20 protein-coding genes are annotated in these 19768 nt (G+C 71.5%); 9 read left to right on the top strand and 11 right to left on the bottom strand.

What is annotated here, in order from left to right; all coding sequences use genetic code 11:
* Window positions 1-34 precede the first annotated feature (34 nt).
* Window positions 35-1279 carry a threonine ammonia-lyase gene (gene ilvA / locus EDF55_RS06885; protein ID WP_123654196.1) on the top strand — a complete coding sequence of 415 codons (1245 nt, stop codon included), beginning with the start codon at window positions 35-37 and terminating at the stop codon, window positions 1277-1279.
* Window positions 1280-1359: 80 nt separating this feature from the next.
* On the opposite strand, the gene greA is transcribed toward ilvA, so the two are convergent.
* Both greA and EDF55_RS06875 read right to left on the bottom strand, forming a co-directional pair.
* The gene (gene greA / locus EDF55_RS06880) at window positions 1360-1848 is read right to left on the bottom strand and encodes a transcription elongation factor GreA (protein ID WP_123654195.1); all 489 of its coding nucleotides are present in this window, start codon (window positions 1846-1848) and stop codon (window positions 1360-1362) included.
* A gap of 74 nt (window positions 1849-1922) precedes the next feature.
* A complete protein-coding gene (locus EDF55_RS06875) occupies window positions 1923-2414 on the bottom strand; it encodes a DUF4307 domain-containing protein (RefSeq protein ID WP_123654194.1) in 492 nt (163 codons plus the stop codon).
* Between the two features lie 33 nt (window positions 2415-2447).
* Here EDF55_RS06875 and mca point away from each other — a divergent pair, with 33 nt between their 5' ends.
* Window positions 2448-3338: a mycothiol conjugate amidase Mca gene (gene mca / locus EDF55_RS06870; protein ID WP_123654193.1), complete on the top strand. Its 891-nt coding sequence runs from the start codon at window positions 2448-2450 to the stop codon at window positions 3336-3338.
* Entirely contained in the window at window positions 3335-3613 is a 279-nt protein-coding gene (locus EDF55_RS06865; protein ID WP_123654192.1) for a hypothetical protein, read from the top strand. The genes mca and EDF55_RS06865 overlap by 4 nt, the downstream gene beginning before the upstream one ends.
* A gap of 303 nt (window positions 3614-3916) precedes the next feature.
* On the opposite strand, the gene EDF55_RS06860 is transcribed toward EDF55_RS06865, so the two are convergent.
* Window positions 3917-4621 carry a hemolysin III family protein gene (locus EDF55_RS06860; RefSeq protein WP_123654191.1) on the bottom strand — a complete coding sequence of 235 codons (705 nt, stop codon included), beginning with the start codon at window positions 4619-4621 and terminating at the stop codon, window positions 3917-3919.
* Window positions 4622-4696: 75 nt separating this feature from the next.
* On the opposite strand from EDF55_RS06860, the gene EDF55_RS06855 reads away from it, so the two are divergent.
* From EDF55_RS06855 to EDF55_RS06845, 3 genes are all read left to right on the top strand, one after another.
* Complete coding sequence (locus EDF55_RS06855; RefSeq protein ID WP_185017199.1) at window positions 4697-5482, top strand: isoprenyl transferase; 786 nt, start codon at window positions 4697-4699, stop codon at window positions 5480-5482.
* A gap of 101 nt (window positions 5483-5583) precedes the next feature.
* Entirely contained in the window at window positions 5584-6717 is a 1134-nt protein-coding gene (locus EDF55_RS06850; protein ID WP_123654190.1) for an aminotransferase class V-fold PLP-dependent enzyme, read from the top strand.
* 272 nt (window positions 6718-6989) lie between these two features.
* On the top strand, window positions 6990-8312 hold the full coding sequence (locus EDF55_RS06845; RefSeq protein WP_243698327.1) for a PhoH family protein: 1323 nt from the start codon (window positions 6990-6992) through the stop codon (window positions 8310-8312).
* A 247-nt stretch (window positions 8313-8559) separates the two neighbouring features.
* Here EDF55_RS06845 and EDF55_RS06840 read toward each other — a convergent pair whose 3' ends face one another.
* Genes EDF55_RS06840 through xseA form a run of 5 tightly spaced genes read right to left on the bottom strand, consistent with a single transcriptional unit; the run spans window position 8560 to window position 12806 of the window.
* Window positions 8560-9972, bottom strand: coding sequence for a class II fumarate hydratase (locus EDF55_RS06840; protein WP_123654189.1), 1413 nt, complete (start codon window positions 9970-9972; stop codon window positions 8560-8562).
* Window positions 9973-10010: 38 nt separating this feature from the next.
* Window positions 10011-10625, bottom strand: a complete 615-nt coding sequence (locus tag EDF55_RS06835; protein ID WP_123654188.1) for a carbonic anhydrase — start codon at window positions 10623-10625, stop codon at window positions 10011-10013.
* A 37-nt stretch (window positions 10626-10662) separates the two neighbouring features.
* On the bottom strand, window positions 10663-11301 hold the full coding sequence (locus tag EDF55_RS06830; RefSeq protein ID WP_165931448.1) for a DUF4245 domain-containing protein: 639 nt from the start codon (window positions 11299-11301) through the stop codon (window positions 10663-10665).
* Window positions 11298-11531: an exodeoxyribonuclease VII small subunit gene (locus tag EDF55_RS06825; RefSeq protein ID WP_123654186.1), complete on the bottom strand. Its 234-nt coding sequence runs from the start codon at window positions 11529-11531 to the stop codon at window positions 11298-11300. Before EDF55_RS06825 ends, EDF55_RS06830 begins: the two co-directional genes overlap by 4 nt.
* 36 nt (window positions 11532-11567) lie before the next feature.
* The gene (gene xseA, locus EDF55_RS06820; protein ID WP_123654185.1) at window positions 11568-12806 is read right to left on the bottom strand and encodes an exodeoxyribonuclease VII large subunit; all 1239 of its coding nucleotides are present in this window, start codon (window positions 12804-12806) and stop codon (window positions 11568-11570) included.
* Window positions 12807-12896: 90 nt separating this feature from the next.
* Between xseA and EDF55_RS06815 the strand changes: the two genes are divergently transcribed.
* Window positions 12897-13961 carry a 4-hydroxy-3-methylbut-2-enyl diphosphate reductase gene (locus EDF55_RS06815; RefSeq protein ID WP_395869977.1) on the top strand — a complete coding sequence of 355 codons (1065 nt, stop codon included), beginning with the start codon at window positions 12897-12899 and terminating at the stop codon, window positions 13959-13961.
* Entirely contained in the window at window positions 13958-14626 is a 669-nt protein-coding gene (locus EDF55_RS06810) for a DUF6264 family protein (RefSeq protein ID WP_123654184.1), read from the top strand. Before EDF55_RS06815 ends, EDF55_RS06810 begins: the two co-directional genes overlap by 4 nt.
* A 141-nt stretch (window positions 14627-14767) precedes the next feature.
* Here EDF55_RS06810 and EDF55_RS06805 read toward each other — a convergent pair whose 3' ends face one another.
* Both EDF55_RS06805 and fbaA read right to left on the bottom strand, forming a co-directional pair.
* Window positions 14768-16030 (bottom strand): M18 family aminopeptidase, encoded by a 1263-nt coding sequence (locus tag EDF55_RS06805; protein WP_123654183.1) that lies wholly within the window; start codon window positions 16028-16030, stop codon window positions 14768-14770.
* Between the two features lie 67 nt (window positions 16031-16097).
* Complete coding sequence (fbaA, locus tag EDF55_RS06800) at window positions 16098-17126, bottom strand: class II fructose-bisphosphate aldolase (RefSeq protein WP_123654182.1); 1029 nt, start codon at window positions 17124-17126, stop codon at window positions 16098-16100.
* 90 nt (window positions 17127-17216) lie between these two features.
* Between fbaA and glpX the strand changes: the two genes are divergently transcribed.
* Window positions 17217-18206, top strand: coding sequence for a class II fructose-bisphosphatase (glpX, locus tag EDF55_RS06795; protein ID WP_123654181.1), 990 nt, complete (start codon window positions 17217-17219; stop codon window positions 18204-18206).
* Window positions 18207-18375: 169 nt separating this feature from the next.
* Here glpX and EDF55_RS06790 read toward each other — a convergent pair whose 3' ends face one another.
* Window positions 18376-19626, bottom strand: coding sequence for a DNA recombination protein RmuC (locus tag EDF55_RS06790; protein WP_123654180.1), 1251 nt, complete (start codon window positions 19624-19626; stop codon window positions 18376-18378).
* Window positions 19627-19768: the final 142 nt, after the last annotated feature.

Raw genomic sequence — 19768 nt, 5'->3', positions numbered from 1 at the left:
CGTCAGGACGGGCCGGACCGACGATGATGGGACCGTGACCGACACCACTGCGCCGACGATCCCGACCATCGACGACATCGAGCGGGCGCGCGTGACGATTGCGGGCGTGGCTCGGGTCACCCCGATGGAGACCTCGCAGTTCCTCGCCGAGGTCCTCGGTTCCCCGGTGCACCTGAAGTGCGAGAACCTGCAGCGCACCGGTGCGTACAAGGTCCGGGGCGCCTACAACCGGCTCTCCGCCCTGACCGCCGAGCAGCGCGCGAAGGGCGTCGTCGCCGCGAGCGCGGGCAACCACGCGCAGGGCGTCGCCCTCGCCGCTCGGGAGCTCGGCATCCCGGCGACGATCTTCACGCCGGTCGGGGTGGCGCTGCCGAAGCTGCAGGCCACCCGGCACTACGGCGCCGAGGTCGTGCTCCGCGGGCACTCCGTCGAAGAAGCGCTGTCGGCCGCCAAGGACTTCGCGGCCCGGACCGGCGCCGTGTTCATCCCGCCGTTCGACCACCCCGACGTGATCGCCGGGCAGGGCACGCTCGGCCTCGAGATCGTCGACCAGGTCCCCGACGTCGACACGGTCGTCGTGCCGATCGGCGGCGGCGGTGTGATCTCCGGCATCGCGATCGCCGTGAAGGGCCTCGCCGAGCGTCTCGGGCGGCCGATCCGGGTCATCGGTGTGCAGGCCGAGAACGCAGCGTCGTACCCGGACTCGCTCGACGCCGGCGAACCGGTCACGATCACCACGAGCCCGACCATCGCCGACGGCATCGCGGTCGCCCGCCCCGGCGAACTGAACTTCCCGATCATCCGCGACCTCGTGGACGAGATCGTCACGGTCTCCGACGACGACACCGCCCGGGCGCTCCTGGTCCTCCTCGAGCGCGCGAAGCTCGTGGTCGAAGCCGCCGGTGCGGTGGGCGTCGCGGCGATCATGGCCGGCGCGGTGCGGGACACCGGGCGCACGGTGGTGCTCCTCAGCGGCGGCAACATCGACCCGCTCATGATGGAGCGGGTCATCACGCGCGGGCTCGTCGCCGCGTCGCGCTACATCGGCATCCGGATCATGCTGCCGGACCGCCCGGGGCAGCTCGCCCGGGTCTCCCAGGTCATCTCCGACGCCGGCGCGAACGTGGTGGAGGTCCTGCACACCCGCCACGGCCAGGGGCTCGTGATCAGCGAGGTCGCCCTGGACCTCTCGATCGAAGCCCGCGGCCCCGAGCACGCCGAAGAGGTCATCCAGCGGCTCCACGAGGCGGGCTTCCGCCCGGAGCAGCTGCTGCACTGAGGCGGTCGGCTCTCCCGACGACGGACAGGAGGCCCGTGGCGATCCCGCCACGGGCCTCCTGTCGGTGCGGGGTGCGGGCCCTACGGCTCGTAGCGCTCGACGTCCGTCACCTCGACGGTGATCTCCTTGCCGTTCGGCGCGGTGTACGTCGCGGTGTCACCGGCACGGAGACCGACGATCGCGGCACCCACCGGGCTGACCGGGCTGTAGACGGTCAGGTCCGAGCCTTCGGCCACGATCTCGCGGCTGCCGACGAGGAACGTCGACGGGTCGCCGGCGATCGTCGCGGTCACGACGGTGCCGGGTTCGACGGTGCCGTCGAACTCGGCTTCGCTCACCGTGGCGTGCTTGAGGAGCTCGGTGAGGACGCGGATGCGCGCCTCGATCTTGCCCTGCTCGTCCTTGGCTGCGTGGTAGCCGCCGTTCTCCTTGAGGTCGCCTTCTTCGCGCGCGGCTTCGATGCGGCGGGCGATCTCGGCACGGCCTTCGCCGCTCAGCTCCTCGAGCTCAGCGGTGAGACGGTCGTGTGCCTCTTGCGTGAGCCAGATGGCCTGCGTGTCGTTGCTCATGGAAGTCATCCCTTCGGCCATGAAAGAACGAGACCGACCGGAGCGGTCGGTCTCGTCAGGCGAATCACGGCAGTCTAGGGAACCCAGCAGGTGTGGATCAAGCCGGTCACGCCGCGTGTCGTGGTGTTCACCTCGGTCGAGATGGACCGGGTGCGCTCGGTCACCGCGGGGAGCGAGACGACCTTCCAGCCGACGATCGTGTACGACTTGTCGAGCACCTGGATGGCGCAGTCCATCTCGGTGCCCGGGTCGACCGACACCTGCGAGTGCACGACCGCGCGGTGTGCCGAGAGGATCTCGTAGCCCACGTCGTCGCTGTCGATGCCGTGCGAGGTCTGGCCGGGGCCCGCCCAGATCACCCAGGCGCCGAACACGACGACGATCGCGGCGGCCGCGGCGATCGCGATCGTCCGGGTCCGGCGGGTGCGGCCGGCGGTCCGCCCGTAGCGGTCGTCCAGGGCGGCTGCGGTGGTTCGTGTGGTGCTCGGGTTGTGCTGTTCGGACAGTTCGGGGCTCCCGGGGTGATTATCCTGATCCCAGGGTAGTTCACGGTCTCCGTGGATCACCCGCGTCCCCGATCGAGAACCGTGAGGATCCCCGTGCCACACCGTCTGATGGCCGTCCACGCCCATCCCGACGACGAGTCGAGCAAGGGAGCGGCCACCGCGGCGAAGTACGCGGCCGCGGGCGACGACGTCCTGGTCGTCTCCTGCACCGGCGGCGAAGCCGGCGACATCCTCAACGACCAGCTCGGCGAACCCGCGACCAGTCGTGCGCACCGCGACATGGCGGGCTTCCGCCGCGGGGAGATGGCGGCGGCACAGGCGGCGCTCGGGATCGACCACCTCTGGCTCGGGTACCACGACTCCGGCCTGCCGGACGCGGAGAAGGGCGAGACCGTCCGCCCGGGCACGTTCTCGACCGTCCCGCTCGAGTTCTCGACCGAGGCACTGGTCCGCGTGGTCCGCCGGTTCCGCCCGCACGTGCTGGTCACGTACGACGAGAACGGTGGCTACCCGCACCCGGATCACATCCGCACGCACGAGGTCTCGGTGGCCGCCTGGCGCGACGCCGCCGACCCGGACAAGTACCCGGACGCCGGGGAACCCTGGGCGATCTCGAAGCTGTACTACGAGCGCACCATGAACCCGCGCCGCTTCACCGCCTTCTACGAGGCCCTGAAGGAACGCGACCCGGACAGCCCCCTGGTCCCGCAGCTCGGCGAGTGGGTGGAGCGCTTCGCGGACCGCCCGGACCTCGCGACGACGCACGTGGACGTGCACGAGTACTTCGACGCCCGGGACGCAGCGCTCCGTGCGCACGCGTCCCAGGTGCCGCCCGACAGCCCCTTCTTCTACTGGCCGAACGACCTCCTCGCGACGGTGTGGCCGACCGAGGACTACCAGCTGGTGGAGGCACGTGTGCCCACCGACCTGCCGGAGTCCGACCTCTTCGCGGGGATCCCACCGGAACAGGACGTCAACGCGTGAGCACCATCGCGGCAGTACTCGCCGCCACCCCGAGCCCCAGCCCGACCTCGACCGTCCCGGACGTGGACGTCACACCGGGCGTCGTCGGGTTCATCGCGATCGCCCTCGTCGCCGTCGTGACGATCCTGCTCGTCATCGACATGACCCGCCGCATCCGACGGACCCGCTACCGCGCCGAGATCCGGGAGCGCCTGGAAGCCGAGGCGCGTGGCGAGACCGTCCCCACGGACGAGCCGGGCCGTACCGACGTCGGCGACGACACGGAACGCGGGTAGACGCGACCCATCGGCGGACGGGAGGCCCGTGGCGGTCCCGCCACGGGCCTCCCGTCCGCCCTGTCGGTGCGCTCACTCGCGCGTGGTGGGTCGGCCCGCGCGTGGTGGGTGGAATCCCGCGTGGTGGGTCGACCCCCGCGTGGTGGGTCGACCCGCGCGTGGTGAGCGGAATCGCGCGTAGGGAGTGGAATCGCGCGTAGGGGGTGCTTTCTTTCCACCTCGTACGCGCGATTCGACTTCCCAGTGCGGGCGTCATGGGAAGGAACGCGCGTGGTGCGCCGCCGGGCGAACCGGGGCCGAGCGTCAACGCACCGGGTGCAGCGCCACCAACAGGATGCCCGCCCACTGCGCCGCGAAGGCGGCGACGGTGAGTGCGTGGAAGACCTCGTGGAAGCCGAAGAACGTCGGCGAGGGGTTCGGTCGCTTGAACCCGTAGACCAGCGCACCCACGACGTACGCGAGTCCACCGGACAGGACCAGGACCGTCATCGGGACGCTCGCGGCGAAGAGCTGCGGCAGGATCCCGAGTGCCGCGCATCCGAGCGCGAGGTACAGCGGCACGTAGAGCCACCGGGGCGCGCCGATCCAGAAGACCCGGAAGGCGATGCCGAGGAGCGCGCCGCCCCACATCACCCACAGCACCACGAGCATCAGCGTGTGCGGCAGCGCACACACCGCGACGGGCGTGTACGTCCCCGCGATGAGCAGGAAGATGTTCGTGTGGTCGATGCGCTTCAGGACGCGCTTGACGACCGGCCCCCAGGGGAAGCGGTGGTAGGTCGCGGAGACGCCGAACATGATCAGCGACGTCGCCATGAACACCGCTGAACCGGCCTTCGCGGCGGGTGAGGCGGCGAGGGTGACCAGGACGATCCCCATCGCGACGGCGAACGGGAACGTGCCGAGGTGGATCCACCCACGCCAGGCGGGCCGTTCGTCGACGGCGGTCGCCGCTTCTTCCGTGAACGGGACGTGGGGGAGGGTTCCGGTGTCCAGGTCCTGCTGCATGCTCCGACGATACGGAGGGCCGGCAGACCGACGGCTGGGAGTCCGCACCGAGGTCCGGTGCACTACGCTCGTCGCGTGACGGGCAAGCTGGGTTGGGCGGGACGCGGGATCCTCTACCGCGCGTACCAGCAGCGCATCCGTCGCCAGATCGAGGACGCACCGAAGCCGAAGCACGTCGCGATGATCGTCGACGGGAACCGTCGCTGGGCGAAGCAGCTCGGGCTCGAGACCGCGGCGCACGGCCACCGGGCCGGCGCGGCGAAGATCCCCGAGTTCCTGTCCTGGTGCGACGACCTCGGCGTCCAGGTCGTCACGCTCTACCTGCTCTCCGCAGACAACCTCAAGGGCCGCGGCGGCGACGAACTCGAGCAGCTCATCGGCATCATCGCCGCGCTGGCCGACCGCCTCTCGCACCACCGGTCGTGGCGCGTGCAGCACGTCGGGTCGAACGACGGCCTGCCGGAGGAGCTCGTCACCGCACTGTCCGAGGCCGAGGCACGGAGTGCCGACCACACCGGGCTGCACATCAACCTGGCGGTCGGGTACGGCGGCCGGCGGGAGATCGCCGACGCCATGCGGAGCATCGTCCGGGCGCACGGTGAGGGCGGCGGCACGCTCGACACCCTCGCCGAGGTGCTCACGCCGGAGCTCATCGGCGACCACCTGTACACGCAGGGCCAGCCGGACCCGGACCTGATGATCCGCACCTCGGGGGAGCAGCGCCTGTCGGACTTCATGCTGTGGCAGAGCGCGCACAGCGAGTTCTACTTCGTCGAGGCGTTCTACCCGGACCTGCGCGAGGTCGACTTCCTCCGGGCCGTGCGTGACTTCGGGCTGCGGTCGCGTCGGTTCGGCGGCTGACGCGTCGGTTCGGCGGCTGACGCGTCGGGCCCTCCGGTTCGGCGGCCGGGTCGGGTCCCAGTACACTCACAGGGTTCTGCTTCTGTGAAAGGTGCACCACTGTGATCGAGATCGACGAGTACGTCGCCGGCTTCGCCGAGGAACCCGGGTACCTCGACCACGCCGCGTTCGGCCCGGTGCAGACCGCCGTGCTCGAGGAACAGCGCGTCCTCGGCACCATCCAGGAGCACATGCGCTTCGGCGCCATGGAGACGCTCGACGAGCAGGACGCCCGCGTCCGCGCCGTTGCCGCGCGCCTGGTCGGTCGCCGCGCGGACCAGGTCGTCTCGCAGACCGCGACGACCCCCGGGCTCCTGCACACCGCGTTCGGCCTCACCGGCGGCGTGCTCGTCGCCGCGGACGAGTACCCGTCGATGCCGCTCGCACTCGCCAGCGCCGCGTCCGCCACCGGCGGCCGCGTCCGTCCCGTCGTCATCGAGTCCGGTGCCGGCTGGGTCACGCCGTCCCTCGTCGAGTCCTGGCTGGCCGCCACGCCCGCCTCGCCCGAGGACGCGATCACCGCCGTCGCCGTGTCGCTCGTCGACTGGCGCACCGGGTACCTCGCCGACCTGGCCGGGATCCGTGACGTGATCGGCGACCGCCTGCTCATCGTCGACGCGATCCAGGGCTTCGGCGTGGTCGACGCCCCGTACGAGGTCGCCGACGTCGTCGCCACCGGCGGCCAGAAGTGGCTGCACGCCGGGTGGGGCACCGGCTTCACCGCCTTCAGTGACCGTGCGCTCGAGCGCCTCCAGCCGGCGCTCTCCGGCCCGCACGGCACCACCGGCTGGCCCGTCGAGGTGCCCTCGGTCCGCCCGGGTGCCGCCGGGTTCACGATGACGCGGATCGACCCCGTCGCCCAGGCACGGCTCGCGGTCTCGCTCGAGCGCCTCACGGCCGTGGGGGTCCGGGCGGTGCAGGAGCGCGTCGCGGACCGGGTCGAGCGGGTCTTCGCGATCGCCGACGAGTTCGGGCTCGAGGTCGAGTCGAGCCGCGACCCGGCCGAGCGTGCCGGCATCGTGGTGCTCCGGCCGGCCGAGGGGCGCCTCACCGCGCTGTCCGCCGCGCTGCACAACCACGGCGTGACGACCAGCACCCGGCTCGGGACCGTCCGCGTGTCGGTGTTCGCGTCGACGACGGACGAGACGCTCGACATGTTCCGGGACGCCTGCATCTCCTACGCCACCTCCTTCTAGTCGCGCGGCGGGGCCGGCTCGCCCGCCGCTCGCTCTCAGGTCCCGTTCACGCGAACGTAACCGAGCGATCCGCGTGTCGATGGCGACCCTGTCGGTGGCCGGACGTAGCTTTGCCGCATCGGGCACCGCGCCCGATCGAAGCGGCCACAGTCGGTGCTTCGGGACCCGCTCCGTGGCCGTGTCGAGGACAAGGACCGGGTCGTTCGCGGCCCGGGGATGGAGTGGTCGTGACCTCTCAGAACGTCTCCCACGGAACCTCGTCAGCAGCGTCGGTGTCGGCTTCGGTCGACGCGTCGACCAGGACCGCCCAGCGCACCTACGTGCTGGACACCTCGGTCCTGCTGAGCGATCCGCGGGCCCTGTTCCGCTTCGACGAGCACGCCGTGGTGCTGCCCGTCGTGGTCGTCAGTGAACTCGAGTCCAAGCGCAACGACCCGGAGATCGGGTACTTCGCGCGGCAGGCCCTCCGCATCCTCGACGAGCTCCGTGTCGAACACGAGCGGCTCGACTTCCCGGTGGCGGTCGGCGCGGGCGGCTCGCTCCGCGTCGAGCTGAACCACTCCAACCAGTCTGTCCTGCCGTCCGGGCTCCAGCTCGGCGACAACGACTCGCGGATCCTCGCGGTCGCGATGAACCTGGCGAACGACGGCCTCGACGTGGTGGTGGTCTCGAAGGACCTCCCGCTCCGCGTCAAGGCGGCGTCCGTCGGCCTCGCCGCCGAGGAGTACCGCGCCGAACTCGCCGTCGACTCCGGCTACACGGGCATCGCCGAGCTGCAGGTGTCCGGCGAGCAGATGTCCGACCTCTACGAGCGTGAGGAGATCGCGTCCGCGCAGCTGGCCGGAGTCCCGGTGAACACCGGCGTGGTCATCCACTCCGAGCGCGGATCCGCACTCGGTCGGGTACACACCGCCGGCTCCGTCGCCCTGGTGCGCGGCGACCGTGAGGTGTTCGGCCTCCGCGGTCGTTCTGCCGAACAGCGTCTCGCGATCGACGCGCTCCTCGACCCGGAGATCGGCATCGTGTCCCTCGGCGGCAGTGCCGGCACGGGGAAGTCGGCGCTCGCCCTGTGCGCCGGTCTCGAGGCGGTGCTCGAACGGCAGCAGCACAAGAAGATCATGGTGTTCCGGCCGCTCTACGCGGTGGGCGGCCAGGAGCTCGGCTTCCTGCCCGGCGACGCCGGCGAGAAGATGAACCCGTGGGCGCAGGCCGTGTACGACACGCTCGGCGCGCTGGTCTCCGACAACGTGCTGGACGAGGTGGTCGAGCGCGGCATGCTCGAGGTGCTCCCGCTCACCCACATCCGTGGTCGCTCCCTGCACGACGCCTTCGTGATCGTGGACGAGGCGCAGTCGCTCGAGCGCAACGTGCTCCTCACGATGCTCTCCCGCATCGGGCAGAACTCGCGGGTCGTGCTCACCCACGACGTCGCCCAGCGCGACAACCTGCGGGTCGGTCGGCACGACGGGGTCGCGTCGGTCATCGAGCGGCTCAAGGGACACCCGCTGTTCGCACACGTCACGCTGACGCGGTCCGAGCGCTCGGCGATCGCCGCCCTGGTGACGGAGATGCTCGACTCGCCCGACCTGGTGTAGCGCCGCGGCCGCGGCGCCGCCCGCGCCGCCCGCCGCGGCCGCGGCTGGTGCGGGCCGGACTTGCACAACGGAAACCGCCTCGAACCACGGACGTCCGTGGTTCGAGGCGGTTTCCGTTGTGCGCCGCCAGCACGCGCTGGCCGACGTGGGGACGCCGGGACGGACGGGAGGCCCGGTGCCAGCTGGCACCGGGCCTCCCGTCGGCCGTGTGGTCGCGTCAGCCGTCGTGGTGGCGACGCGCGTCGGCTCAGTTCGGGTGGGTCATGCTGAGGACGTCGAGGGCCTCGTCGAGCTGGGCCTCGGTGACCTCGCCACGCTCGACGTGGCCGAGCGCCACGACCGCTTCGCGGACGGTGATGCCCTCGGCGACGGCGTACTTCGCGACCTTGGCCGCGGCCTCGTAGCCGATGACCCGGTTCAGTGGCGTCACGATCGACGGCGACGACTCCGCGAAGGCGCGGGCGCGTTCGAGGTTCGCCTGGAGCCCGTCGACGGTCTTGTCGGCGAGCACGCGGGAGCTGTTGGCGAGCAGGCGGATCGACTCGAGCAGCGCGGTGCCCATCACCGGGATCGCGACGTTGAGCTCGAAGGCACCGGACGCACCGGCCCACGAGACCGTGGCGTCGTTGCCGATGACCCGCGCGGCGACCATCAGGGTGGCCTCCGGGATGACCGGGTTCACCTTGCCGGGCATGATCGACGAGCCGGGCTGCAGGTCCGGGATGTGCAGTTCGCCGAGGCCGGTGTTCGGGCCGGAACCCATCCAGCGCAGGTCGTTGTTGATCTTGGTCAGGCTGACGGCGAGGACCTTGAGCGCGCCCGACGCCTCGACGAGGGCGTCACGTGCGCCCTGCGCCTCGAAGTGGTCGAGCGCCTCGGTGATCGGCAGGCCGGTGTCCTCGGCGAGCTGGGCGATGACCCGCTGCGGGAAGCCGGTGGGCGTGTTGATGCCGGTACCGACGGCGGTGCCGCCGAGCGGGACCTCGGCGACGCGGGGGAGCGTGGCGTTGACACGCTCGATGCCGAGACGGATCTGGCGCGCGTACCCGCCGAACTCCTGGCCGAGGGTGACCGGGGTGGCGTCCATCAGGTGCGTGCGGCCCGACTTCACCGCGTCGGCCCAGAGCGTGGCCTTGGCCTCGAGCGACTCGGCCAGGTGCGTGAGCGCAGGGACGAGCGACCGGATCAGCGCGTCCGTCACGGCGACGTGGACCGAGGTCGGGAAGACGTCGTTCGAGGACTGCGAGGCGTTCACGTGGTCGTTCGGGTGCACGTCCGTGCCGCTCCGCGACGCGAGGGTCGCCAGGACCTCGTTCATGTTCATGTTCGAGGAGGTGCCGCTGCCGGTCTGGTAGACGTCGACCGGGAACTGGTCGTGGTGCTCACCGGCGATGATCGTGTCGGCGGCCTGCACGATGGCGTCCGCGACGGCGGCGTCGACGATGCCGAGCTGGCCGTTCACGATCGCGGCGGCGCGCTTGATCCGGGCCAGGGCGACGATCTGCGCCGACTCGAGCCCGGTGCCGGAGATCGGGAAGTTCTCGACGGCGCGCTGCGTCTGCGCGCGGTAGAGCGCGGACGCGGGCACGCGGACCTCGCCCATCGTGTCGTGTTCGATCCGGTAGTCGGTCGTCGCGGGCTGCGTGGTGGTGTCGGTCACGTCGTCGTGGTCCTTCCTGGTGGGGCTGATGTCGTGGATCAGGCGTCGCCCACGACGGTGTCGATCGACACTTCGCCCGTGGTGAGGTCGTAGGTCGCACCGACGACGGCCAATCTACCCTCGGCGATGGCGTCGGACACGGCACCGGAGCGCTCGAGCACGGCGGCGAGCGTGGCTTCGAGGTGGGCGGCTCCGATGGCTTCCTGGGGCAGGTCGGCGTCGGTCGCGCGCACCCGTTCGACGCTCGGGGCGATCGCGTCGACGAGGACCTGCAGGTGCGGTGCGGGGACCGGCTCGCCGGAACGGGCCGCGGCGACGGCCCCGCACTTGGTGTGCCGCAGGACCACGACGAGCGGGGTGCCGAGCGCGACGACCGCGAACTCGATCGAGCCGAGGACGACGTCGTCGACGATCTGGCCGGCGTTGCGGATGGCGAAGACGTCACCGATGCCGGCGTCGAACACGTGCTCGAACGGCACGCGGGAGTCGGAGCAGCCGAGGACCGTGGCGAACGGGGCCTGCGAGCCGGCGAGTTCGCTGCGACGCTCGGGGTCGATGCGGCCGGTGCGTCGCTTGTCGGCGGCGAACCGGGCGTTCCCCTCGACGAGGAGACGGAGTGCCTCGGCGGGGGTGGACGCGGCGCGATCGGTCATGGGGTCCTGCTCCTCGGGTTCGGGTGGTGCTGCGCGCTCAGGCGCCGAGCTGCTTCGCCACGGCCGTGGCGATGGTCGTGAAGGACTTCTCGTCCGCCGTGCCGGCGAGCACGATGGTGCTCTTGCCGAAGGTCGCGACGAGCGAGTACGCCTGGTTGCCGGCGTCCTTGCCTTCGTCGCGGCGGTCGTACACGGTCCACTTCGTGCCGCTGATCGTGCGGCTGCCGGTCGCGGCGTGCTGGTCGAGCTGGTTCGCGACCCACGTCGGGTTCGCGCCGATGCCCTGCTGCAGGCCGACGAACTGGTCGTCCGGGGTGAGGAAGCCGACCGTCCAGACGTCGACGCCGTCCGCGGCCCGGTCCTTGTAGTCCGCACGGTTCGACGTGTACGAGCTCGGGAGCGCCGGCGCCGCGAGGGTGACGCCGGGGACGTCCGCCTGCGAGGCGACCTGACGGTAGTCGACGTCACGGTCGACGGTGCTGTCGGGGCGTGCGACGACGGCGACGAGGAAGACCACGATGCCGAGCGATGCGATCAGCGCGAGGACGAGGTTGAACGCGGTCTGGTGCTGCCGACGGGCGCGGCGCGCGGTGTCCTTGCGGGCCCAGGTCTCTTCGGCGGTCTCGGGGCGGCCGAGCTCCGCGACGATCGGGCGGCCGGTCTCGGGGTCGGTCACCGGTCGGCGTCCTCGGTTGCGGCACGGGCGGCGTCGAGTCGGGCGCGCGCGCCGACGAGCCACTCCTCGCAGCGGGCGGCGAGCGCCTCACCGCGTTCCCAGAGCGACAGCGAGCGCTCGAGCGTGGCCGAGCCCTGCTCGAGCTCGGCGACGACGCGCACGAGTTCGTCGCGCGCGGCCTCGTAGCTCAGGGACCGGACGTCGGACTCGGACTGTTCCTCGGATGACACCCCCTGATCCTACCGAGGGTCCACCGACGCTCCGGATCAGCCTTCGCCGTCGGGGCCCGGGCCCTCCGACTCGAGCGTTCCGGTCGCGGTGCCGGCGCCGAGGGTGACCCGGACGTCCGCCCGGCCGTCGAGGTCGGCCGCGGCACGGACGACCGCGCCGTCCGTGGTCTGCACGATGGCGTAGCCGCGACGCAGGGTGTCGCGCGGCGAGAGCGCCCGGAGTCGGCCGGTCAGGTGTCCGACGTCCGAGTGCGACCGCTCGATGCGGCGGTCGAGGAGTTCCCGGGCGCGGGAGAGGTCGCGCGCCACTTCTTCGGCGCGGGTGTCGACGAGCCAGGCGGTGGAGGCGAGCGCCGGACGGGAGCGGAGCGCCGCGATCCGGTCCGCCTCGACCGAGAGGGTGTGCGAGAGCCGCAGCCCGAGCCGGGCCCGGGCCTGCCGGACGTTCGCGAGTTCCTCGGCGACGTCGGGCACCACGCGCTTGGCGGCATCGGTCGGGGTCGACGCCCGGAGGTCCGCGACCTCGTCGAGGATCGGTCGGTCGGCTTCGTGCCCGATCGCCGAGACGATCGGGGTCGTCGCGGCGGCAGCGGCACGGACGAGTCCTTCGTCGCTGAAGCCGAGCAGGTTCTGGAAGTCGCCGCCACCGCGGGCGATGATGATGACGTCGACCTCGGGGTCGGCGTCGAGTTCCTGGATCGCGGCGGTCACCTCGGCGACGGCACGCTCGCCTTGCACCGCGGCGTGGATCGTCCGGAACTCCACCTGCGGCCAGCGCAGCTGGGCGTTCCGCTTGACGTCCTTCTCGGCGTCGGAGTCCTTGCCGGTGACCAGCCCGATGCGGTGGGGGAGGAACGGCAGCCGACGCTTGCGCGCGGGGTCGAAGAGGCCCTCTTCCGCGAGGGTCCGGCGCAGGCGTTCGAGACGCTCGAGGAGGTCGCCGAGGCCGACGTGCTTCATCTCGACGACCTGCATCGTCAGCGAGCCGCCCTTGACCCAGTAGTTCGGCTTGACGGCCGCGACGACCCGCGCGCCCTGCTTCAGGTCGGCGGGGACCCGGGAGCGGACGCTCGACCAGATCGAGAACGACACGGTCGCGTCGACCTCGACGTCCTTGAGCTTGCCGTAGACGTTGCCGCCGGCGACGTTCCACTGCGTGATCTCGCCCTCGACCCAGGCGGTGCCGAGGCGGTCGATCCAGTCCCGCATCTTCGCGCCGAGCAGCGCGACGGGCCACGGGTTGTCGGCCGTCGGGGGTCCCTGTTCGATCGCCATGCGCTCCTCCTGGTGGTGCGGTCCCATCGTGCCGGACACCGCTGACGTGCGCCCAGCCGGTGTCGGTCCCGCTCACCTATCATCGGGGACGTGACGATCACCAACGGCCACTCGGTCCCACTCGCCCCGCCGCGCAGCCCCGCGCCGCGCGGTCGGCTGCGGAACGACCCGGTCACGGGGACGAAGAAGGTCCTGCTCGCAGCGCCCCGCGGGTACTGCGCCGGGGTCGACCGCGCCGTCGTCGCCGTCGAGAAGGCCCTGGAACAGTACGGCGAACCCGTCTACGTCCGGAAGCAGATCGTCCACAACGTGCACGTCGTGTCGACGCTCGAGCAGCGCGGTGCCGTGTTCGTCGACGACGTCTCCGAGGTGCCCCGCGGATCGCACGTCGTGTTCAGTGCCCACGGCGTCTCACCCGCGGTCGTCGCCGGTGCCGCCGAGCGCGACCTGCACGCCATCGACGCGACCTGCCCCCTCGTCACGAAGGTGCACCGCGAGGCCACCCGGTTCGCGAAGGCCGAGCGCACGATCATCCTCATCGGGCACACCGGCCACGAAGAGGTCGAGGGCACGATGGGGCACGCACCCGAGCGCACGATCCTGGTGAACGGACCCGAGGACGTCGCCGACCTCGTGGTGGACGACCCCGACAACCTCGTGTGGCTCTCCCAGACCACGCTGAGCGTCGACGAGACGATGGAGACCGTCCGGCTCCTGCGCGAGAAGTTCCCCACCATCGAGAACCCGCCCTCGGACGACATCTGCTACGCCACGCAGAACCGGCAGGTCGCGATCAAGAAGGTCGCCCCGCAGGCCGACCTGGTGATCGTCGTCGGCTCGGCGAACTCGTCGAACAGCGTCCGCCTGGTCGAGGTGGCGTTGGAGCACGGCGCACGTGCGGCCCACCGCGTGGACTACGCGGAGGAGATCCGGCAGGAGTGGCTCGACGGCGTGCTGACCGTCGGCGTCACGAGCGGTGCGTCGGTGCCCGAAGAACTCGTGCACGAGGTCCTCGAACAGCTGGCGGACGCGGGCTACGGCAGCGTGGAAGAGGTCGTGACCGCGCACGAGGACCTGATGTTCTCCCTGCCCAAGGAACTCCGCACCGACGCGGCGGGCAACCCGACGCGCGCGCTGGGCGGGCGGAACCGGTGAGCGCCGACGACGGGTGGTCCGCGGTCCCGGACCGCGCGGCTCCTGACCACGCCGGCACGGCGGACGTCCGCGTCCAGGGTCGTCCGGCCCCGCAGTACGGCGAGTACGCCCCCGACGGCTGGGTCAACCCGGTCCTCGCGGAGCAGGAACGCCGCGAACAGGCCCGCGCCGCACAGCAGGCAGCCGCCACCGGGGCACCCCGGACGAGCACTGCGCCACCGACGACCACAGCGTCCCGGACGCCCGCTCCGGCCCGGGACCAGGCACCGGCCGACGGCCCCGTCGCCGCCCGCTTCGGCGCATCGCCCGCCGACTTCCTGCTCTCCGTGATGCTGCTCGCGTTCGGGCTCGTCTCGGTCGTGCAGTCGCTGTCCGTCGGCACCGTGGCGTCCGGCGTCGCCCGCGAACTCGAGCTCCGGTACACGGCACTGTCCGACCCGGGTGAGCTGACGACGGCGGCGATCGTGAGCGCCCTCGGCAGCGTCGTGGTGTTCGTCCTCGTCGCCTGGTGGTCGATCGTCCGTCTCCGCCGCCGGAAGCGCACCGTCTGGGTGCCGCTCCTCGGTGGCGTCGTCGCGACCGTGGTCACGATGTCGGCGTTCCTCACCGTCGTGATGCAGGACGGCCACTTCATGGCGTGGCTCGTGCAGCACGCCGGTTCCTGACCGGGACCCGGACCGGCAAGGCCCAGGCCGAGGCCGAGGCCGAGGCCATGGCCCAGGCCCAGGCCCAGGCTCGGGCCCAAGCCCAAGCCCAAGCCCAGGTTCGGGCCCAGCCGAGGGCCGCCGAGGCAGGGCCCGCCGCCGTCAGCCCGCCAGGAAGCTCGTGACGGCGCCGTGCAGCGCCGCGAGGTCCTCGACGTGCACGAGTTCGCGGACCGAGTGCATCGAGAGCAGCCCGACGCCGATGTCGACCGTGGGGATCCCGAGCCGGGTCGCCGCGATCGGACCGATCGTGGAGCCGCCCGGGATCGTGTTGACGTTCACGAACGGCTGGTACGCCACCCCGGCCGCGTCGCAGGCCGCAGCGAAGACGGCTTCGCCCTTCGCCTCGGTCATGTAGCGCTGGTTCGCGCTGATCTTGAGGAGCGGACCGCCGCCCGGCCGCGGCCGGTTGGTCGGGTCGTGCTTCTCCGCGTAGTTCGGGTGCACCAGGTGCCCGGCGTCGCTCGAGAGCAGCCACGAGGCGCGGAACGCCCGGGCGGCCTCGGAGCGGGTGGCGCCGAGGCCCTCCTGCACGCGGCCGAGGACGTCCTCGAGGAACGGGCCGCCCGCGCCGGACGGGGTCGCGGAGCCGACTTCTTCGTGGTCGAACGCCGCGAACACCGGGATGTGCGCACCGTCGGTCGGGGCGTCGATGATCCCGCGGAGTCCGGCGTGCACGCTGGTGAGGTTGTCCATCCGGCCCGACGCCAGGAACGACCCGTCGATCCCGACCCGCGCGGGAGCCTGCGTGTCGGCCAGGAAGAGGTCCCACGAGACGGCGGTCTCCCCGACGCGGCCGCGGAGCCACTGCAGCGCGTCGACGCCGCCGGCAGCGGTGCCGTCCGTGCCGACCACGGGAAGGGTGTGCCGCTGCCGGTCGATCTCGTTCCCGGCGTTGACGCCGCGGTCGAGGTGGATCGCGAGGTTCGGGATCCGGGCGACGGCGTCGGTGTCGAGCAGCGTGACCGTGCCGTCGGCGTGGACGACCCGGCCGGCGATCCGCAGGTCCCGGTCGATCCACGTCGACAGGATCGGACCGCCGTAGACCTCGACGTTCAACTGCTCCCAGCCGCCGACACGGACGACGGGGTTCGGCTTGATGCGGAAGCCGGGGGAGTCGGTGTGCGCGCCGAGGATGCGGAACGGGGTGGTCGCGGTCGCCCCGGTCGGGACGCGCCAGGCGATCACCGCGCCGTCACGGACGACGACGTACGCGCCGGGCTCGGTCGGCCAGGCGTCCTGCTCGGCGAGCTCGGCGAAGCCGGCGGCGACGAGCCGGTCGCGGGTCACGGCCGCGGCGTGGAACGCCGTCGGCGACTCGGTGACGAAGTGGGCGAACTCGGAGGCGATGGCGTCGACGGTCACCCGACCATCGTGGCACGGGACGCGCCCTGCGGACGCGCCCCGGCCCTCCCGGATGGTGCTCTGTGGATCAGCTCTGGCTGTGACCGGCCGAGCCGAGGATCTTCGCGGCCTCGCCCACGCGGGCGGCCATCGCCGTCTCGGCGACCTTGCCCCATGCGCGCGGGTCGTACTGCTTCTTGTTGCCGACTTCGCCGTCGATCTTCAGGACGCCCTCGTAGTTGGTGAACATCGACCCGGCGATCGAGCGTGTGAACGCGTACTGCGTGTCGGTGTCGATGTTCATCTTGATGACGCCGTTGCGGACCGCCTCGGAGATCTCGTCGTCGGTCGAGCCGGAGCCGCCGTGGAAGACGAGGTCGAGGGGGTTCTCGCCGGTGCCGTGCTTCGCCGCGACCGCTGCCTGGATCTCGCCGAGGAGCTCGGGTCGGAGCTTCACGTTGCCCGGCTTGTAGACGCCGTGCACGTTGCCGAAGGTGAGGGCGGCGATCCAGCGGCCCTTGTCGCCCAGGCCGAGGGCGTCGACGACGCGCTCCACGTCACCGGAGGTCGTGTACAGGGCGTCGTTCGTGCCCTCGTGCTCGACACCGTCCTCCTCGCCGCCGACGACGCCGATCTCGACCTCGAGGATGGCGTTGATGTTGCGGGTCTTCTCGATCATGGTGCGGGCGATCTCGATGTTCTCGTCGAGGGGCACGGCCGAGCCGTCCCACATGTGCGACTGGAAGATCGGGTTGCGGCCGTGGCGGACCTCTTCCTCGCTCGCCGCGATGAGCGGGAGGACGAAGCCGTCGAGGGCGTCCTTCGGGCAGTGGTCCGTGTGCAGCGCCACCGTGATGGGGTAGTTCTTGGCGACCTCGTGCGCGAACTTGGCCATCGCGAGGGCACCGGCGGCACGGTTCTTGACGGTGTGGCCGGCGAAGTAGTCGGCACCACCCGTCGTGACCTGCAGGATGCCGTCCGAGCCGGCCTCGGTGAGGCCCTGGAGGACCGCGTTGATGGTCTGCGACGAGGACACGTTGACCGCGGGGTAGGCGAACTTGCCGGCCTTCGCGCGGTCGATCATCTCGGCGTACTGTTCCGGCGTTGCGATGGGCACGTGGATCTCCTTCGACTCGGTGGCGTCCGAACCGATCGTAGTCAGCCGCTCCGGTGTGTGACCCCGGCACCGCTGAGTAGGCTGGCGGGCGTGACTCCCACCACTGAAACCGGCTCCCTGTTCCTCCAGCCCGACCGCAACCTGGCCCTCGAACTCGTGCGTGCGACGGAGGCAGCGGCGATCCGGGCGCAGCCGTGGGTCGGTCGTGGCGAGAAGAACCTCGCGGACGGCGCTGCCGTCGACGCGATGCGCAAGTTCCTCGGCACGGTGAACTTCGACGGCGTCGTCGTCATCGGTGAGGGCGAGAAGGACAACGCCCCGATGCTCTACAACGGCGAGCACGTCGGCAACGGGCACGGCCCGGCCTGCGACATCGCGGTCGACCCGATCGACGGCACCTCGCTCACCGCCGCCGGCCGGCAGAACGCCATCTCCGTGATGGCCGTCTCGGACCGCGGCTCGATGTACGACCCGTCCGCCGTCTTCTACATGGACAAGATCGCCGCCGGGCCGGACGGTCGCGGGGTCCTGGACCTCGAGAAGCCGATCGGGGAGAACATCCGTGCGCTGGCGAAGGCGAAGCACAAGGACCTCGAGGACATGGTCATCGCCGTGCTCGACCGTCCTCGTCACGACGAGCTGATCCGTGCGATCCGTGCGACCGGTGCCGGTACCCGGCTGCTGCTCGACGGTGACGTCGCCGGTGGCATCGCCGCGGCGCTGCCCGGCTCGCCGATCGACATGTGCGTCGGGGTCGGCGGCACCCCCGAGGGCATCATCACGGCGTGCGCGATCAAGGCGCTCGGCGGTGTGATCCTCGGCAAGCTCCAGCCGAAGGACGACGAGGAGCGTGAGCGCGCCATCGCCGCCGGCCACGACCTGGACAAGGTCCTCGACCAGGACGACCTGGTCACGGGCGACAACACGTTCTTCGTCGCGACGGGTGTCACCGACGGCGTGCTCGTCGACGGTGTCCGCCGCTCGCGCGGGGTCATCCACACCGACTCGCTCGTGCTCCGCTCGCGCTCGAACACGATCCGCCGCATCCAGGCGGACCACCGCGCCGAGAAGTGGTTCTGATCCGCTGACGCCGGCGCGCGCCGCCGGCGAATCTCGCACAACCAAAACCGAACTGCACCACGTGAACACGCGGTGCAGTTCGGTTTTCGTTGTGCGGGAGCGATCCGCACCGCGCGCGTCGGGCGGGCACGCGCGACGGGCGGGCACGCGCGACGCCGCGCGACGTCGGCTAGTCGTCGCGGTCGGCGCCGACGAGCTCCGGTGCGGTGAGCAGGCGCGGCTCGTCCTCGATCGTGGTGGGGTCCGCGATCACCTTCGACTCGTCGAGCAGTGACAGCCGCCGCGCGCTCGGCAGCACCTGGCGTTCGAGTGACCCCACGAACCGGTTGTAGTCCACGACGCTGCCCCGGATCGCCCGCCCGAGCTTGTCCACGTGGCCGGCCATGGTCGACAGGCGGCCGTAGAGCTCCCGCGAGACCCGGAAGAGCTCACGGGCCTCAGCGGTGACGACGTCCTGCTGCCAGGAGAACGCCACGGTCTTGAGGACCGACCACAGCGTGACGGGCGAGGCGAGTGCGACCCGCTTCCGGAACGCGTGGTCGAGCAGCCCCGGGTCGGCGGCGAGGGCGCTCGCGATGAGCGACTCCGACGGGATGAACGCCACCGTGAGCTCGGGCGAGGCGTCGTACCCGGACCAGTACTCCCGCGCGGCGAGGGCGTCCACGTGCGCGCGCAGCGCCTTGACGTGCTGCGCCATCAGCTGCGTGCGTCGGGCTCCCTCGGCGCCGGCGGCGGACGCGGGGATCTCCATCGCCTGCAGGTAGGCGCTGAACGGCACCTTGGCGTCGACGGCGATGCTCTTGCCGCCGGGCAGGTGCACGATCATGTCGGGGCGTGCGGCACCGGCGGACGTGGTGACGGACGACTGCACGTCGAAGTCGACGCGTTCCAGGAGCCCCGCCGCCTCGACCACGTTCCGGAGCTGCGTCTCGCCCCAGACCCCCCGGGTGTTGTTGGCGGAGAGTGCGCTCGCGAGCGTCTCCGCGGTGGCTCGGAGACGCTCTTCGGACTCGGCGGCCGATCGCAGCTGCGTCGAGATCGCGCCGTACTGCTCGCTGCGGGAGCGTTCGAGCTCGGCGATCTTGGCGCGCATCACGTCCAGGGTGTCCGCGACGGGGCTGAGCGCGGTGAGCACCTTCGACTCGTCCTGCGCCCGGGCGGACTCGGCGCCGTGCATGCGCTGCACGAGGTGCTCGAGCTCGGCCGCCCGCCGTTCCAGCGAGTCGACCTGTCGCCGGTACTGGGTGTCCTGCGCGTCGAGGCGGTCGTCGGCGTCGCGACGGACCTCTTCCAAGCGAGCGCGGAGCGCATCAGCCGTCGCGGAGGCGGCGCCGGCGCGGCTCCGGGCGGACGACCACGCGACGGCGGCGCCCGCGAGCGCGCCGATCAGGAGGCCGATGAGCAGGGCGGGGAAGTCCATGACCAGACCTTCCCAGGACCCACCGACACCCGCTGGCAGGACGCGGGGCGAGCCTCCAGGCCGGCCGGTGCAGCCGTCGAGACGGCGTCCGAAACCATGTCATGACATTAAGCCAAGGAAGGTGTACAGTCGTGATCGTCCG

Source organism: Curtobacterium sp. ZW137, assembly GCF_003762905.1.
Classification (GTDB): Bacteria; Actinomycetota; Actinomycetes; order Actinomycetales; family Microbacteriaceae; genus Curtobacterium.
Note: the sequence above shows the minus strand (reverse complement) of the source record. Positions and strands in the feature narration are given on the sequence as shown.